Source organism: Pseudomaricurvus sp. ABR4_320, from assembly GCF_056159445.1.
The window spans coordinates 377,105-392,704 of sequence record NZ_JBSWVF010000001.1 but is presented as its reverse complement, the minus strand read 5'-3'; the positions used below and the strand labels follow the sequence as shown (position 1 = coordinate 392,704).

Below are 15,600 nucleotides of genomic sequence, written 5' to 3'. Positions count from 1 at the left end.
CGGTAAACCTATTGCTGGTGTTTTTTAGGTTGAGTAAGCAGGTACATCATGGCGGTCCCGGTGGCTAGGGCTGCTAGAGACGATGTCGCGCTGTTGTCTTTAAAAATCCGGCTGACCGCCGTCGCTGCAGCTGTCGCTAACCCGGTGGTCACTGCTCCTTTGGCGGTGGCTTTGGCGGCGTCTTGCCAGCTGACCTGCTGGTTCTGATAGCGGTGCAGGGCTTCAGCACCAACACCGGCAGCACCGATGATTGCGCCTGTCTTGGCGGCGTTGATCAATAGTTGAGCCTGTTGCCATGCTTGTACTTGCGCGAGATCTGCGGCATTTGCCGGGTAGCTCGGGACGGGATAGTGGGTGGTGTAAGCGGGATGGCTCATGAAGATTCTCCGTTACTCATCGGTGGCTTGGGGCTGTTGTTCGGCATTGTCAGAGGCGTCTTCGCTAGTGGGTTGCATTCCGGCAAATGCAGCTTTCAGCGTTTCCGTGGCTTTTCCGGCACCCTCCAGCAGACTGCTGCGCAATTCTTCATTGGTCATTAGCGCTACCACGGCCGCTCCCACCAAGGCACCTTTCCAAAAATCTCCATCGTCCCAATTGAGAAACTCTTTCAGAGCGCCCAGGCCATTTTTTTCGGCGATTTCATTAAGCGTTTCGGCAAACTGTGGGGGTAGGTTGCTGGTGGCAGTGCCTGGGGTAGGTGCTGGGCCGGGAGGAAAGGGTGTCGGTTGACCTGCCATTCCAGGCGGCATTGTGCTGTTGTAGCCGCATTGTGGAGGGTTCCACGGAGGAGGCCATGATCCTGACTGCGGTGGTGGATAGCCGTAGCCAGGTTGAGTGTAACCATTGGGATTGGGCATATACGGGTAAGGAGGAAAGGGAGCATAGCCTGGTGGTGGTGCCATGCCAGGGGCGCCGTTATTCCCAACGGAGCTAGCGGGCATATAGGGCGGGATGGTGTAGTCGGGGTTTGACATAAATACTATCTCCTGCTGAGCATAAAAGCCGTCAAATCGGAGTTATCCGGTTGTTGCTTCATCTCGTTATCAAATCGGTTACGTTCAATTTCGATCTCTTACGAGGTACGCGCCGCAAAACAACTCTGGCCATTCAAGACACTGCAGTACTACAGAAGTTCTCGTTAATAATAATCTGCTTTATTGTCTGTAATAAAATTGACTTCTATCAACCTCCTGTTTCTTTAGCTGTCAAATTTCTTTGCAAACATGGTCAGGCGTTCTGTCTTTGGAGGGCGAATCGGCAATGTAGTCCGGGCAGGTAAGTCGTCACTACTTTTCGTGTTTTGTCGCTGTTGCTGAAAAAGCCATTTAGTCGGCTTGTCTCTGCCATTGGCTATTTTATCCAGAAGCAAAGTTGACAACAGTCAATACAGTTTTCCAAGCATTCAACGCGTGTTGGAAGTTTCCTTTAAGTTTGATCGTTATGGCGAACAAACTTAAATACTATCTGCAAAATTTGGGTAAAATTATCACGAAGTGATAATTGTTATCAATAAAGTTTTTGGGTGGTCTTGTCAGAAGACACGACTATCAATTCTCAATCAATAATTTGGTTAGCCTTTAGAATTTCAGGTGGCGTCTAAAACATTTTGCGAGCGAAAGTAAAAAGACGAATTGGGGGGAGGTAGATGGGCCAAGGCCTAGTCTGCTGAGTACCGAGAATTTCGAGAGATTATATTGGGGTTCAAAATCCATCCATACCTGGAGATGAATTAAAAGTTGAGACGGAATCACTTTCATATTCGCCTCATAGCTAAATTTACAAGGTAGTGGAGAAATATCATGACGTGGACGGTGAAAGAAAACAGGATTGCGGATCTTAGTACTTAGGGATCCGTGCTACGATATTTGTGGCGTTCCTGATGCGTGGTAAAAATCCGATCAAATCTATAGAGGTTGATACACGACCACTGGTGGCCATGAAGCCCGTCCGCCCCAAAGACAACTAGGTAGTCAATTCGGAATGTGCGTCCTTAACTGTCCGCAAATGTGAACTGTGAATGTGGAATCCTCTGATGATTTGAACGCATTTGCTGAAGAAGTTATCAAATCTACCAGTAGCTTGGGTGGAGAAGCTACGGATATCGTTGATGTGGATTTCGCCATCGGTTAATCCGCAGTAGGCATTGTTTGAGCTCCTGGCAGCTCCCGCAAAACCGCCTGCCGTTTTCACGTTATTCCCTCCGGGTATCTGATTTGTCAGAGTCTGGATGGTGAGATGTTAAAGCGCGATGCATTTGCAATGGTTGACGTAGGTTCCCGCCTCGGAAATACGCCGGATGAACTCCTGGCGGTTGTTGCCCACGAAATCGAGCATATCCACCATCGACAGGGTATTGAGGTGGCGGTGTAAGGCTCTTTGTTGACCGTCATCATCGTCAGTATTTTGGGGGATCCTTCAGGGTTTTCTGGCATGTTACTGACATTGCCTATCGTACTGAGGCAAAGTTCTTACTCTCGAGATTTAGAGCGGGAGGCTGACGACTTATCCTTGAACTCGTTTAACCAGTTGGAAATATCGCCGGATGCCTTTGCGTCCATTCTGTCAAGATTGCAGCAATCTCATGGTGGTGATGAACAAAAGGACTCCAGTGAGCTGATGGATTATTTCTCTTCCCATCCGGCGACTAAAGAGTGGCTTGAGCGAATTCTTAGTGAACAATGATCCAGGCCAATCCGTCCGAAGTAAGGGGATCTTTTTCTTATACGCATTATTTCGCTCTTATCTATGTGATGAAAATATTCATCATTGATTCGTAAATGAATCGATTTGAGCGCGTATGGCTTGTTGTTTTAATTTAATTCATTGATATAGCAGTAAAAATTAATTTTGTGCCCTTGGCGTGTACATTGCTTCGACTGAATATAATTTTTCTAATGAGTCAATCAGCGTGCTATGCAAGTTTCACAGTTTAAGTCAGCTCATAAGTTGATTACCGGCAACGGTGCTTCTCAAAAACTCGGTCAGGAAATGCACCGGCTCAATGTCAGTAAACCCTTCATTGTTTCCGATCAGGGCGTCGTCCAGTCGGGCACTTTAGAGCAAATCACTCAGCAATTTCACGATAGTGTGTACTTTGTATACGGTGACGTTCCGCCAGAGCCTGAAATTCCGTCGATCGCTCGCTGTTTGCAAGAATTTTCCCTTGGTGAGTTCGATTCTGTGGTGGCTGTCGGTGGAGGAAGTGCCATGGATTCAGCAAAGGCTTTAGCGGCAGCCATAGCACATGGCGGTGATATCACAGAGCTTTTCGGCGAAGATCTTGTGAAAAGCCGGACTTTGCCGTTACTGGTACTTCCGACGACTGCGGGAACCGGTTCTGAAGTTACTAATATCGCGATATTATCCGATCCCGAAGCCCAGGTGAAAAAGGGTATCGTCAGCGACTGCTTATTACCCGATGTTGCTATTGTCTCTCCGGAGATGACCGCTAGCTGTCCAAAGTCAGTGACCGCAGCCAGTGGTATCGATGCCTTTGTCCATGCATTGGAAGCTTATATTTCAGTCAATGCTAGTGTAATGACGGATACCTTGGCGTTAAAAGCGATGAGCTTGATTTTTCGTGCGCTACCTAGAGCCTATGCTAGAGGATCTGATATGGCTGCGCGGGAAGATATGGCCGCTGGCAGTTTGATGGCGGGGTTGGCGTTTGGTAACGCAGGTGTTGGTGCCGTGCATGCATTGGCCTATCCGCTGGGCGGTCGCTTCCATCTTTCTCATGGTATGAGCAATGCCGTCATGCTGCCCCACGTGATGCGTTGGAACGTAATTGCTTGTTATGAAAGATTCGACGATGTCGCCAGGGCAATGGGGATTCCAACGCGGGGGCTAAGTCGCTCGTCCATTGCTGATAAGGTTATTGATGCCATTGACGATTTGTGTCGCCAAGTGGAGATTCCCTCACAACTAAGATCATTTTCTATCCCAAAAGAGGACTTACCTGTTATGGCAGAGGAAGCCAGTAAAATATCTCGGCTATTGCGCAACAACCCTCGAACATTGAGTGAAAAAGATATCGAAAAGATATATCAAGCTGCTTTTTAGAGGTTTCGCTGCCCGTTAGACCTCACAAAAATAATAGAGAGTTGTTGTATGAGTCGTCATTCCCCCACAGAAGGCCTGGAAGCGCCTTATTTAGGCTTGGGACCATTTAAGCTGCGTCTGCCCTTTGTTCACTATCGGCTGGAAATTCCAGATTATCTGCAAGGGTTGCTGATGTGCGCGGTCGACCTGTCGGCGATACCGTTGATGACTGAGTTACTCGGTATGCCGTTTGAAGCGGCGCTCGCCATCGTCATACTTAACGGTATTCTTTATTTGCTGCATCATTTATTGGGGGATCCCGTGATTCCCGGTTGGATTACCCCGGCGATACCTTTGTTAATCGCCTATGTGGAAGGTTTTGCACCGGGTACGGATCGTGTGCATGCGCTGATTGCCTTTCAGTTTATGCTAGGTGCGCTGGTCGTTTTACTGGGGGTGACTGGTCTCGCATCGCGGGTTGTACATATTATTCCGCAGGCAATTAAATCTGGAATTATTATTGGTGCAGGCTTGGCTGCCGTTGCGGTGGTTTTTAAAGAAGGCGGCCGCTTTGATACTTATCCAATTACGATCAGTATTGCGGTCGGCGTAGCGTTCTATCTTATTTTCTCAAGACACTTCGCCCAGATTCGTGTGCGAGGTCCCATCTGGGCGACCGTTGCCAAACTCGGAATATTTCCGATTATCGCGCTGGCCGTGGTTGTTGCACCCTTGGTCAATGAAACCTCCTGGCCTGTTATCGAGTGGGGCATTACCAAACCGGATTTTGTACTCATGTGGAATGAGTACACCGTGTTTGGCGTTGGGCTGCCGCCGCTCTCAATGTTCTTTACAGCGTTACCCACGGTGCTTGCTGCCTACATTGTTGTATTTGGCGATGTGCTGCAATCGCGCGCTATCCTCGCTGAAGCCGACGAAGTACGTAGAGATGAAAAGATCGATTACGATCCTAATCGTGCCCACATGCTTTTCGGTGGACGTAATGTGTTGATGAGTATTGCGGGCCCGGATGTGGCCATGTGTGGTCCCCTTTGGGCAGCAATGCAAGTGGTTATCGTTGAGCGTTACAAGCATGGGCGCCAAGCGATGAAGAGTATCTTTGGCGGCTCTGGATCTTTTCGGTGGGGCACGAATACTGGATTACTGTTGTTGCCAATTGTCAGCTTGGTGCAGCCTATTCTGGGGGTAGCTCTAGCGCTGACGCTATTGATCCAAGGTTTTGTCAGTGTGCGCATTGGTGTGATGGAGGCTCGTAGCCAGCGTGATTTGGGCATCGCCGGTATTATCGCTGCTATTCTCACTGTAAAAGGCGCTGCCTGGGCTTTTAGTATTGGCATTGTGCTCACGTTGCTGATTTATGGATCTAATTTTTTCAGGGGTGAAGTCGATAAAACGTTTGTTAAAGATCAAAAGCTCAATGACGACAAATCGACAACAAAACAATGAATAAAATTGATTTGGATAGATTGCAGCCGGTATTGGACGCATTGCAGGATGGTGTCTTCATTACCAGCGGCGAAGGGGTTATTCGGACCGTCAACCAAGCCTACGAACGTATGACTGGTCTACAGCGACATCGTATTGTCGGACGGCCAGTAGGAGATCTCGTGCGGGACGGTTATATCTCTAAATCAGTTAGCTTGGAGGTAATCAGAGATCGGCAACCGGCAACGTTGGTGCAGACCCTCATGGGGGATCGACAGATTCTAGTGAGTGGCAATCCCATGTATGACAGCGAGGGTAGAATAACCCACGTCGTTACGAATGTTCGTGATGTTACGGAGCTGTTGCAAGCAAAACACGCGGAGCAGCAGTTAGAGCAAATATTAAGTCGTGTAGAGCAGGCTGGGGCGGGGGAAGATTCAACGCTCGTGCCCGACGGATTATTAGTCGGTTGTCAAACCAAAGCATGTTATTCACTGGCCAAGAAAACTGCCGCGACATCCGTGAAAATTCTAATTCACGGTGAAACCGGTACCGGAAAATCACAATTGGCCAAGTACATTCATCTGCAGAGTGAACGCGCCACCAATCCCTTTGTTGCACTTAATTGTGCGGCAATGCCCGAGGGGTTGATAGAAGCAGAATTGTTCGGATATGAAGCAGGAGCTTTCACCGGTGCATCCAGTAAAGGCAAACCGGGATTATTGGAAGTGGCTAATGGAGGTAGTTTATTTCTTGATGAGATTGGTGACTTGCCATTGGCGCTGCAGGCAAAGCTCTTAAAGGTTATCGAAGATAATAAGTATTTTCCCGTCGGTGGAACGCGTGCTAAGACAACCAACGTGCGCTTGATAACTGCTACGCACCACGATCTCGCAGAGGCGATTGAAGAAGGCCGCTTTCGAGAGGACCTCTATTTTCGCATCAATGTATTGCCGATAACGCTGCCTGCGCTCAGACATCGGCAGGACGAAATCTTACCGTTGTTTCACCATTATCTGCGTCATTTTTCTGAAGCCTACCAACAACCTAAAACAATTACCGATGAAGTGGCTGAGTTACTCCTACAGCATTCATGGCCGGGAAATATCCGTGAACTGATCAATCTTACAGAGCGTTTGGTGGTTACAACGGACCACGAGAACATTGACCTGGTCGACTTGCCTCCAGAGCTTGGCTTTCCCGATGTAACCCGGCTAGAAAATACTGGGGCGAGTTTAAAAGACCAGGTTACCGCGCTTGAAAAGCGTTTGATTGAGGCTGCATTACGTCAATACGGCTCTACGCGAGCTGCTGCGGCTGCCTTAGGAATCAATCAGTCCACTCTGGTAAAAAAAAGAAAATCCTTCAAAGATCGCTATAGATATTGAATTCTTAAAAGTAAAAAAAGTAACAAGAGGAAGTAGTATGGAAAACCACACCTTCGCCCCCGTATGTTTGAAGAGTAGCCTGCTTTCGCTGTGTTTATCCGCGATGCTAGCGGCGGTACCAGTTGCTGCTGCGACGACGCCTATTGAGGTGATGCAAGAAGATAAGCCGAAGAACTGGGGCAAATGGGGCGATGACGACGAAATAGGTGCTCTCAACTATTTGGATAAAGAACAATTAATGCGCGGTCTGGCTGCAGTACAACAGGGTGAAAAATTCATGTTGCAGTTGCCTATGATTCATGGTGTTGGACCTGTGTTTCCCGGACGTGTTCCGGTCATGCATTTTATGTCTCAGGACGAAGGGCTTTACTCTGCGAAAAAATCCGATCCATTGCCGGGTGGGATGAAATATTCTGATGATGCTGTTTTTCTTTATCTGCAGGGAACAACCCACGTAGATGCCTTAGGTCACGCTTGGTATGGACAGCAAGTCTATAACGGTAAATCGTCTGATACTTCTGTTCACGGTCACAGTTTTGTCAGCATTGCTAAATTGGGGGAAGAAGGCATTGTTGGACGAGGAATCCTCTTGGACATTGGACGTTTAAAGGGTGATGCCAATCATCGTCTAGCTCCAAATGAATGTGTCACGTTAGATGATCTCAAGGCGGCTCAGAAGGCCCAAAAAGTAGAGGTGGAGAAGCGAGACATTTTGGTGTTACGAACCGGCTCTATGGGGAGATTTTATGACGAGAAAGATGCTGAAAATTGGTCGGCATCCACTGAGCCGGGACTCTGCTATTCTGACGCTCTGATCCAATGGATTGCTGATATGGAGATTCCAGTTATCGCGGCTGACAACCTCGCCGTAGAAAAATCCTTCCAGGACTTGGATGGGCAGGACTATGTAATCCCGCTTCATGGTGCGTTAATTCGTGATCTAGGGGTTGTGTTGACGGAGCTCTATTGGTTGGATGATCTGGCGGAGGCAAGTGCCGAGGATGGTCAGTATACTTTCTTTTTCTCTGCGACCCCTCTCAAGATGGAAGGCGGGACTGGTTCTCCTGTGAATCCATTGGTGATTCGTTAAAGATAGGGTGATTGCTGCATCTGGCCCGTGTAAAGAGTCTCAAGTTGGCTATTGATGGAGTGCTGCCCCTGGCAATAGGTTACTCGGCCTTAAATTCAGTTTGGAAAACGAGAGGCAATTGCCGTACAAGGCGACAATTTGCGGACGCTGGTGAAGCGCATTGATGATCGTCAGAAGCCGTACTGGAGGTAAAATCCTGACCGGTCTACTCCAGCTTATTAACGGGGCAAAGACCTGAGGCGGATTTCTTAGAACCAATTAGATGATCCAGAAAGCACTAAGTCTATGATGTCCGCTGCCGGTCCTCCACACAGTGGTCTGTTCATCAATCTCGCTTGAATTATGAATCACTGGCGCGTCTTAACTTTCATAAAATGTGCTGGAATCAGTGACAGCAGCAATAAACTTCCAATCACCAGATACACCGGAGCACCTCCGTGGTGGTTTTCCGTATCTAGAGTCTGTTTCGATGTGACAACTTCCGTTTCAATTCCATGGCCTTCATCGCCGTCAATGCTGATTCGGTAACGCTGGTCGGCCAGAGCAGGAAGGCGAAAATGTCCTTTGCTGTCGGTCTGCAGTGCCAGGGTAGAGCTTGCAGGATCTGTCAGAGGCTCAACTTGCACATAGTCTCCAGCGGCGCTGCTGTCATCGGTATAACGAAGCTGTCCCTCAATGATCCAACCTTCAGGTGTTAATACCGCGTTGGTTTGCAAGTCGATACCGTGAGCCAAGGTCTCCGTGCAGGCAAGAGCAAGTAGTAACGTGACAACCGTAAGCGTTGGTCGTGATGGCGTCGGCAAAATCATTTCGCATCAAAGCCCAGCAGGTATTCATAGCTGAGTTCGGTATAGTCGGTTTTGTCTACAGCAAATCGTTTGCCCGCCCAAAGATGATTAAAGCCTGGCTGCGGCATAAAACTGGCAATTCCAGAGCTGTCGGTTTCTCCTGCGTCACCGGCTTCACCGTGACCGAGTTTAACATTCGCCAGGGGTTCTCCATTTAACAGGACTTTCACTTTCATTGGTACTCCTGCCTGGGGCTGCTGATCAGAAAGCGGGATTACCTCGAAAACCTGGCCCAGGCTGCGGGTCACTGTTGGAGCCCAATGCACAATGGTTTTATGGTACTTGATGGCGTTTGTCGCTTCCCTCGCGCCTTTGACTTGGCTCATAGGAAGGTTGATAGAACGGCCCATAGGATCTTTGCTCCAGATGCCGTTGTCATAGTGGATCGCGACCAAAGATGTCGACGGCGCTAGCTGGAAAACAAGGTTATTGAGTTCGCCATGGCGGGCGCGCTCTTTCTCAAGGTCAATTTTTACACCTTGATCATTGTAGGCGTCTAGTGAACGAATCTGTTTCTCCGAATAAACCTCTAACTCACCTCCGTGTCCACCGAATTGCAGTTCATAACGGTATTCATCGCCATCCAGGGGTTCCAGCCAAATGGTGTGTGCACTTGTGGTCAGGGGGATCAGGAAGCTGCTGATGGCCGTAATTGCCGAAAGCACTACCGTTTTGCGGATATTTCTAGACATGTTGGGTTTTCCGTTAAAGCGAAAGTTGAATGCCGAGTTTTAACTGGCGCGGTGCGCCGGTGCTAAATAAGTTCTCACCGCCAAACATAAACCGGCTAGGTGCGTACTCTTCATCGGTAAGATTGCCGAGCTGGGCATATAGGGAAACCTGAGGCGTCATTTGCCAGTCAATAGCGATGTCCATCAAATCATAGCTGTCAGCGTAGGCACTGTTATCGGCATTGAGTGCGTAGCCACCTACGGATCGCCAACTGAGACTCACTGTCCAATCGGAGACAGGAAGCCATTCTGCGGAGAGTGTCGCGGAGTAATCAGAGACTCCGCCCACTTCTTTGCCGATCAAAGCTGGGTCGGAATTTTTAACCACTTCAGAATCGTTGAGTCCATAGACAGCGCTGAGGGACAGACTTGAAATGGGTGTCCAGGAGAGTGTGGTTTCCATACCGGTTCTTTCGGTTTCGCCGTAATTCTCGTAAATGCCGGTATCGACTGTTCTGACTTCACCGTCAGAATCCACTTGAAAAACTGCGACATCGAACAGCAGGCTGGCATTTGGTGCCCAGCTAAAGCCTAATTCATATTGTTGAAACGTGACCGGATCCAGGTTGCTGGCGTCCGGTTGATATTTGATCCAACCCGACGGCAGGGCAAAGCCTTCTGAAAAGCTCGCTCTGGCGGTAAACGCGTCTGTCCACTGAGATCTTACACCCAACTTGGGGCTGACGTTATCGAGGTTGTTCAGTTCGCTGCAAGGCGTAGTGCCGGTTTCTGTTCCAAGTGGAACGCATTCACCATCGAAGCGGTCGTAGCGCAAACCGAGTGACGGCTGGAAGAGCGGATGCCCATCGATTTTAACTTCCGCAAAGGCGGAGGTGCTGTCTAAATCAGAGCGGCGATTATTAACGGCAGGGCTAATTCTCTGGCGATTGTCTAGGCCATCGTAGTAGAGGTAGTCGGTGGATTCGTTATAGGTTTCCAAACCGGCTACCCAGGTAAATTGCTCCTCGCCAACAGTCTGCTGTCCATTGAGGCTTACGCCGAAACCGGTAACCTCCCGGTCGTAACTTTCTTCTCTTTGACGCCATACGCCATCACCGACTGGACGACTGAACCAGCGGGTAAAATCCTGTTCTGTGCCATAGGCAAAAGCCAGTAGTTGCAAGTCCGATGACAGTTGATGACTCACATCGACACGCATTGTGGAAAAGGTTTTTTCGGCGCCATCATTCTGGACATTGGCGTTGATCCCGTAGGCATCTCGCTGATAATCGGTTTCGGTAAGATACGACGCGCTGTCACTGTCGGCATCGTGCCAGCGTCCTGCCAACGCAATCTGAGTCTTGTCTGTAAGTTCGATTGCGTAGCGGCCGGCCAGGGTATTGCGATAGCCATCGGATTGCGGTCGAAAGCCGTCAGTCTGGTGGTGTTGGACAGCCAGATTCAGTTGCTGGCTATCGGTCAATTGCACACCGTAGACTCCCTGAGCATCCAGCAAACCGTCTGATCCGCCACTGATATCCAGCTCTGTATAATCGCCACTCTTGCGCGTATCAAACTTGATGAGGCCGCCGCGATTATAATTGCCGTATAGGGTGGAAACTGGGCCTTTAAAAACCGTCATTGTGTTGATTTCCAAGGGTACGATGACATTCATGTCGACGTAGCCGTCGGCGTGAGACATAGCTTCATTCAGCGGAATGCCGTCGATAACAACCCCGAGATCGCCGCCGTGACCACCGTCGCCAAAGCCGCGAATGGTGAAACTGTTTGCGACACCACCAAGACCGTAATCTCGGACGCTCATGCCGGGAACTTGTGCGAAGATTTGTTCTGGCTTTGAAATTTTCTGATCTCGCAATTTGCTGGTATCGAAGCGGCTGGAAGAGTAGGCGCTGTCGGTCTGATTCATGATCTGCCCCTTAACCAGAACTTCCTCAATCGCAGAGTTGGTGTTTGTGCTGGAGCGAGTCATTTCCTGTGCAAAAGCTTCGGACGCTAGAGTGAGGAGTATCGCGGCGGCGGTGGGGTATGTGGGGTTCATGTGACGTCCTTTAAAGAAATCCTAGTGCTTGTGCAGCACACCATCGCCGTGACTATGCCAGCCACTACTCTCTGTTGATGGTGCAGAGGACGAAGGCGTGTGGCCATGTTCGGCCAGCATCTGTTGATGGGTAAGACCGTGTAGCTGAAATAACATCAGTACAAAACCTGTGATAACCAGCAGACTGTTAATCGTGCGACTGAGCGGTTGCCAGATATAGGTTTTCCTCCAGGCGCGAATGACGAATATCATCACCAATAGTGCAGCAACCTGTCCCAGCTCGACGCCGAGATTAAAGCAGAGAATTTTGGCGAACAGTCCTGGGTCATCTGCCGCGATCAAACCCTGGAAGCGTGCGGCAAGTCCGAGGCCGTGAATCAAGCCGAAGATAAAAACCATGGTGATCAGGCTCGGCGTTTGAAATCCCAGTAGTTTGTTAAATCCATTGAGGTTCTCGAAGCCCTTATACATCACCGTAACCGCAATAATGGCATCGATAAGATAAGGGGAGACGGTTATCTGAATCTCGCTCAGCACACTACCCAGGAGTATGATGGTGTGTCCCAGAGTAAACGCAGTGATGAATTTTAGAATGTCGGTCAGCCGATTCAGAAAGAAGACGACGCCCAGTAAAAACAACAAATGGTCATAGCCCGTCAGCATATGTTCAGCGCCGACCCAGGTGAAATCCAGCCAATTCCCGTTGGCGAGTTTGTCTCTCGCTATTTGGTTAACATCGTGAGCGAAAGCTGGCGTTGCCATAATGGAAAGCGCCCCAAAGCTCACAATCCTGGTTAAAGAAGCCGCGGGTTTACAACAGGTCATATTCGGTACATCGTAGAGCATCGAAAACACTGATTCTTACACGACTTTTTAATACCGATAATGGATCGGTGTTCGCTGTTGTCGTGTTATTGTGATCGGAGCAAAGGAAGTCCAGATCTTTTGACGATTTTAAAAGGAGGGGCTGCGGAAATAAAAAAGGTATTCTGGACTAAAAGGTATAACCTACACGCACACCTTACTGGTGAGGTTGACCCATTTGTCCCCATTCATAGTTGGAGTCGGGCACCATTTTTATAGGTCGGATCTTGCGTCGTTATGGCAATAGCTCCGGCGAGAGAGTTGCGACCAAAGCTGGTCGATTGGGGGCCGCGGAAGATCTCTACTTGAGCGACATCCCACATTTGCTGTGGACCTTCTGCTTTCACCCAGCCGGACAGCGCCACACCATCCACATAGACGCTGGCAAGTACGCTGCGCAAGGTGCCAATTTCACCACTGTCGATGCCGCGGATACGAAAACTGCGTCCCGATCCGGCAACGCCGACGGTTTGATTGAGGGTGTCGCTTAAGTCTACCAGGCCTCGTTGTTCGATGGATGCAGCAGTGAAGACGGCGACACTGTCTTCAGTGTCCTGAAGTCGGTTTTCAATTTTTTGGCCACGCACGATAACTTTTTCCAGTGCTTCCCGGTAGGATGAATCTGACCAGCTGGAATTCATGAAGAGCAGGGGCAGGGCTGGCGCAAGAACAGAAATGGCAAGGCGTGGCATCGACTCTTACATTCATTAATTTTAATGAAAACCATTTGCATGTAGGGTACAATCTTTTGATCGACTTTCACAAGACATTCTGTTGGCAACTCGCATCATCGAAGGCTATTGATTTAAACGCAGCGCGGCAAAGTCGCTTGAGTCGCTGGCTTAGGCGAATCATGGCTGGCCGTTAAAGGGAATACCATGACGACATCGCAGGTAAAAGCTGCCCGCACATCAGAGGCATCATCGACAACGAAAGGTGCAGTGATCGCGCGTTGGATTATCGCTGGCCCTTTGGCGCTACTGACGTCCGTGTTGGTGATGGCTGGCATGTCAGTATGGTTTCCGGAAGGAAGATCCGGTATTGACCACGTTGCGTTTCCATTAATTTTGTTTCCCGGCATCTGGGCATTGCTGTTTTTCTATGGTTTGCTGGAGGCTAAGCTTTGGCGGGCGGGGATGATTATGCTGATTGTTGGGGCGGCCAATGGCGTGCCAGTCGTCAATGCCGTGTTGGCGATGCAGGGCGCATAAACGTGCAATATCTTCTTATCTTAGGTGCATCCTCACGTTTCAGGGAGGCAAAATGATCAAGCTATCGCAAGACAGAACCCGGCGTTTGGTTGCCATACACGGCTGGTCGGCTGTGGTCTTCGGGCTGTTTTTATACGTTGTTATTCTAACCGGTGCCGTTGCGGTTCTTGCGCACGAAATTGGCGCTTGGTCTGTCGGTGGCGCGAAAGTGGCCGAACCTATGGCAAGCCCGCTCGATGTCGCACTGCGGAAACACGTCCTTGGTGTGCCTGAGGAGCAGAGAGAAGACGTCAGTATTTTTGAAAATGCTGCAGGTAACATCCTGGCGTTTTTTCATACCCATCAAAAGAATCCTGAAAGTGGAAAAGTAGAAGACTACGGTAGCCTGCTGGTCATAGACCCCCGCAACGGCGATCTGGTGGCTTCTCATGAAGGTTACGCGGCAGATGTCTTTCCGGCGGATTCAACCAGGGCTCTGGATCATTTCATTGTTGACTTGCACGTTAGTTTACATGCGCCAGATCCTTGGGGATTGTATGCGACGGGTATCCTAGGTTTGGTTATGCTGGTGGCGGCAGTTTCCGGCCTTTTGATTCACCGGCATTTGATTAAAGATGCATTTGTAGCGCCGAGGCCTAATGGCGCACTTTTAGAAAAGAAAGATAAGCATGTATTGGCCGGTACTTGGGGATTGGTCTTCGGATTTGTTTTGGCGTTTACAGGCTCTTTCTTTAGTTTTGCGGGTGCACTGGGTCTACCTCTTGTCGCTGTTACGGCATTTAATGGCGACCAAGTGGCGATGATTGAGACCTTGGTTGGGCATCCAGACGCGGACAATCCAACGCCAACTTCACTGGGTAATTTGGATGCTATGCGTGCACGTTCAGTCCAGGAAGCCGGTAATATTCCTACCTTTATCTCGGTAACCCACTGGGGGCGAGGCGATGCCCAGGTTCAAATTTTTCACCCTCCTGTTTCCGGCCATTTAAACGGCAACACACATGTATTTCATGGTGCATCTGGGGAATACATTGGCACAAAGCCAAGTTTGGGAACGGTACCGTCTGCCGGATCAGCGGCGTTTGATCTTATGGGGCCGCTACATTTCGGAAATTTCGCAGGACTTATATCAAAGTTTGTATGGGTTAGCTTGGGGTTGGCCATGTGCTACCTGACCATTTCCGGAATGCAGCTATGGTTGGAGCGAAGAAAAGAAAATCCCGCCTGGCAACGATTGGCGCGCATTGTTGATATCGTTGGCTATGGAACGCCAATTGGACTGGTCGGTGCGGCTTATGGTTTTTTCTTAAGTTATGATCGTACAGATCCCAATGGGTGGACAGCTTCCGGCTTCATTGTGTTTTCCATATTGAGTATTGTGCTGGGTCTGTTACTAAAAGAACAAACTCTAAAACGTGCGCTTACTGGGATATTAGGAGCCTTAACCTTATTTCTACCTGTAATCCGGATTGTTATGGGTGGGCCACTTTGGCATGACGCATTGCAGATTAACAGCATTGTGGTAGGGATGGATCTCCTAATGTTTATTACGGGTGGGTACTATTGTTTCGTCGCCCTGGGTTCCGAATGGATAGCCAAAATTCCAGGTTTTCGAGCTATCACATTCATCAAAAAAGAGCGTGCGCCAACATGATGGGAGCTGTCTATTTACTTGCAGCTTGCGTATGCAGCGGCAGTGGCTTTGCATGGATGGCTTCGGTTAATGCGAAAAGACGACGAGCGTTTCGTCTAGCACCTAAGCCTCCCGCTTCGAGTCTGGCGAAAGTGCTCATGGCGGTCTTCGTCATTCTGCCGGGGGTTTTATTGCTTGTTATTGACGATATCTCTGGCTTTGTTATCTGGTTTAGTCTGTTGTCGTTACTGGGCTGGTTTGTCGCATTACGTAAGCCGGTTGTCAAAGGCGACAACCAACCCAGGCTTAATTAACGCTTGTCGAGCAAAAATCCCAATCAGCCAGT

General features: G+C 49.3%; 16 protein-coding genes. 9 read left to right on the top strand and 7 right to left on the bottom strand.

What is annotated here, in order from left to right; translation table 11 throughout:
- Positions 1-8: 8 nt before the first annotated feature.
- Both ACXAFR_RS01650 and ACXAFR_RS01645 read right to left on the bottom strand, forming a co-directional pair.
- Entirely contained in the window at positions 9-377 is a 369-nt protein-coding gene (locus ACXAFR_RS01650) for a magnetosome protein MamC family protein (protein WP_475171221.1), read from the bottom strand.
- A 12-nt stretch (positions 378-389) separates the two neighbouring features.
- On the bottom strand, positions 390-974 hold the full coding sequence (locus ACXAFR_RS01645) for a hypothetical protein (protein WP_475171218.1): 585 nt from the start codon (positions 972-974) through the stop codon (positions 390-392).
- A 1,261-nt stretch (positions 975-2,235) separates the two neighbouring features.
- Here ACXAFR_RS01645 and ACXAFR_RS01640 point away from each other — a divergent pair.
- From ACXAFR_RS01640 to ACXAFR_RS01615, 6 genes are all read left to right on the top strand, one after another.
- Positions 2,236-2,370, top strand: coding sequence for a hypothetical protein (locus ACXAFR_RS01640; RefSeq protein WP_475171216.1), 135 nt, complete (start codon positions 2,236-2,238; stop codon positions 2,368-2,370).
- A gap of 6 nt (positions 2,371-2,376) precedes the next feature.
- The gene (locus ACXAFR_RS01635; RefSeq protein WP_475171214.1) at positions 2,377-2,682 is read left to right on the top strand and encodes a M48 family metalloprotease; all 306 of its coding nucleotides are present in this window, start codon (positions 2,377-2,379) and stop codon (positions 2,680-2,682) included.
- 231 nt (positions 2,683-2,913) lie between these two features.
- Complete coding sequence (locus ACXAFR_RS01630) at positions 2,914-4,062, top strand: iron-containing alcohol dehydrogenase (RefSeq protein ID WP_475171211.1); 1,149 nt, start codon at positions 2,914-2,916, stop codon at positions 4,060-4,062.
- Between the two features lie 48 nt (positions 4,063-4,110).
- Entirely contained in the window at positions 4,111-5,508 is a 1,398-nt protein-coding gene (locus tag ACXAFR_RS01625) for a hypothetical protein (RefSeq protein WP_475171209.1), read from the top strand.
- Complete coding sequence (locus ACXAFR_RS01620) at positions 5,505-6,875, top strand: sigma-54 interaction domain-containing protein (protein WP_475171206.1); 1,371 nt, start codon at positions 5,505-5,507, stop codon at positions 6,873-6,875. Before ACXAFR_RS01625 ends, ACXAFR_RS01620 begins: the two co-directional genes overlap by 4 nt.
- Before the next feature lie 37 nt (positions 6,876-6,912).
- On the top strand, positions 6,913-7,965 hold the full coding sequence (locus ACXAFR_RS01615; RefSeq protein ID WP_475171203.1) for a cyclase family protein: 1,053 nt from the start codon (positions 6,913-6,915) through the stop codon (positions 7,963-7,965).
- A 347-nt stretch (positions 7,966-8,312) separates the two neighbouring features.
- Here the strand turns inward: ACXAFR_RS01615 and ACXAFR_RS01610 are convergent, their stop codons facing one another.
- The 5 genes from ACXAFR_RS01610 to ACXAFR_RS01590 all read right to left on the bottom strand — a co-directional run bounded on the left by ACXAFR_RS01610 (position 8,313) and on the right by ACXAFR_RS01590 (position 13,102).
- The gene (locus ACXAFR_RS01610) at positions 8,313-8,774 is read right to left on the bottom strand and encodes a hypothetical protein (RefSeq protein ID WP_475171201.1); all 462 of its coding nucleotides are present in this window, start codon (positions 8,772-8,774) and stop codon (positions 8,313-8,315) included.
- The gene (locus ACXAFR_RS01605) at positions 8,771-9,505 is read right to left on the bottom strand and encodes a DUF4198 domain-containing protein (protein WP_475171196.1); all 735 of its coding nucleotides are present in this window, start codon (positions 9,503-9,505) and stop codon (positions 8,771-8,773) included. Before ACXAFR_RS01605 ends, ACXAFR_RS01610 begins: the two co-directional genes overlap by 4 nt.
- Before the next feature lie 13 nt (positions 9,506-9,518).
- Entirely contained in the window at positions 9,519-11,546 is a 2,028-nt protein-coding gene (locus tag ACXAFR_RS01600) for a TonB-dependent receptor (protein ID WP_475171192.1), read from the bottom strand.
- A gap of 21 nt (positions 11,547-11,567) precedes the next feature.
- Positions 11,568-12,308 carry a HupE/UreJ family protein gene (locus ACXAFR_RS01595; RefSeq protein WP_475171190.1) on the bottom strand — a complete coding sequence of 247 codons (741 nt, stop codon included), beginning with the start codon at positions 12,306-12,308 and terminating at the stop codon, positions 11,568-11,570.
- Between the two features lie 290 nt (positions 12,309-12,598).
- Positions 12,599-13,102 carry a TonB-dependent receptor plug domain-containing protein gene (locus ACXAFR_RS01590; protein WP_475171185.1) on the bottom strand — a complete coding sequence of 168 codons (504 nt, stop codon included), beginning with the start codon at positions 13,100-13,102 and terminating at the stop codon, positions 12,599-12,601.
- Positions 13,103-13,288: 186 nt separating this feature from the next.
- Between ACXAFR_RS01590 and ACXAFR_RS01585 the strand changes: the two genes are divergently transcribed.
- From ACXAFR_RS01585 to ACXAFR_RS01575, 3 genes are read left to right on the top strand one after another with little or no spacing between them, the layout of a single operon-like run.
- Complete coding sequence (locus tag ACXAFR_RS01585) at positions 13,289-13,621, top strand: hypothetical protein (protein WP_475171181.1); 333 nt, start codon at positions 13,289-13,291, stop codon at positions 13,619-13,621.
- Between the two features lie 52 nt (positions 13,622-13,673).
- Entirely contained in the window at positions 13,674-15,275 is a 1,602-nt protein-coding gene (locus tag ACXAFR_RS01580) for a PepSY-associated TM helix domain-containing protein (RefSeq protein ID WP_475171179.1), read from the top strand.
- Positions 15,272-15,568: a hypothetical protein gene (locus ACXAFR_RS01575; protein WP_475171173.1), complete on the top strand. Its 297-nt coding sequence runs from the start codon at positions 15,272-15,274 to the stop codon at positions 15,566-15,568. The genes ACXAFR_RS01580 and ACXAFR_RS01575 overlap by 4 nt, the downstream gene beginning before the upstream one ends.
- Positions 15,569-15,600 lie beyond the last annotated feature (32 nt).

Bases quoted from the DNA above. Each gene is read 5' to 3' on its own strand.
- ACXAFR_RS01650 (WP_475171221.1), bottom strand. From the start codon at position 377: ATGAGCCATCCCGCTTACACCACCCACTATCCCGTCCCGAGCTACCCG.
- ACXAFR_RS01645 (WP_475171218.1), bottom strand. From the start codon at position 974: ATGTCAAACCCCGACTACACCATCCCGCCCTATATGCCCGCTAGCTCC.
- ACXAFR_RS01640 (WP_475171216.1), top strand. From the start codon at position 2,236: ATGTTAAAGCGCGATGCATTTGCAATGGTTGACGTAGGTTCCCGCCTC.
- ACXAFR_RS01630 (WP_475171211.1), top strand. From the start codon at position 2,914: ATGCAAGTTTCACAGTTTAAGTCAGCTCATAAGTTGATTACCGGCAAC.
- ACXAFR_RS01625 (WP_475171209.1), top strand. From the start codon at position 4,111: ATGAGTCGTCATTCCCCCACAGAAGGCCTGGAAGCGCCTTATTTAGGC.
- ACXAFR_RS01620 (WP_475171206.1), top strand. From the start codon at position 5,505: ATGAATAAAATTGATTTGGATAGATTGCAGCCGGTATTGGACGCATTG.
- ACXAFR_RS01615 (WP_475171203.1), top strand. From the start codon at position 6,913: ATGGAAAACCACACCTTCGCCCCCGTATGTTTGAAGAGTAGCCTGCTT.
- ACXAFR_RS01610 (WP_475171201.1), bottom strand. From the start codon at position 8,774: ATGATTTTGCCGACGCCATCACGACCAACGCTTACGGTTGTCACGTTA.
- ACXAFR_RS01605 (WP_475171196.1), bottom strand. From the start codon at position 9,505: ATGTCTAGAAATATCCGCAAAACGGTAGTGCTTTCGGCAATTACGGCC.
- ACXAFR_RS01600 (WP_475171192.1), bottom strand. From the start codon at position 11,546: ATGAACCCCACATACCCCACCGCCGCCGCGATACTCCTCACTCTAGCG.
- ACXAFR_RS01595 (WP_475171190.1), bottom strand. From the start codon at position 12,308: ATGGCAACGCCAGCTTTCGCTCACGATGTTAACCAAATAGCGAGAGAC.
- ACXAFR_RS01590 (WP_475171185.1), bottom strand. From the start codon at position 13,102: ATGCCACGCCTTGCCATTTCTGTTCTTGCGCCAGCCCTGCCCCTGCTC.
- ACXAFR_RS01585 (WP_475171181.1), top strand. From the start codon at position 13,289: ATGACGACATCGCAGGTAAAAGCTGCCCGCACATCAGAGGCATCATCG.
- ACXAFR_RS01580 (WP_475171179.1), top strand. From the start codon at position 13,674: ATGATCAAGCTATCGCAAGACAGAACCCGGCGTTTGGTTGCCATACAC.
- ACXAFR_RS01575 (WP_475171173.1), top strand. From the start codon at position 15,272: ATGATGGGAGCTGTCTATTTACTTGCAGCTTGCGTATGCAGCGGCAGT.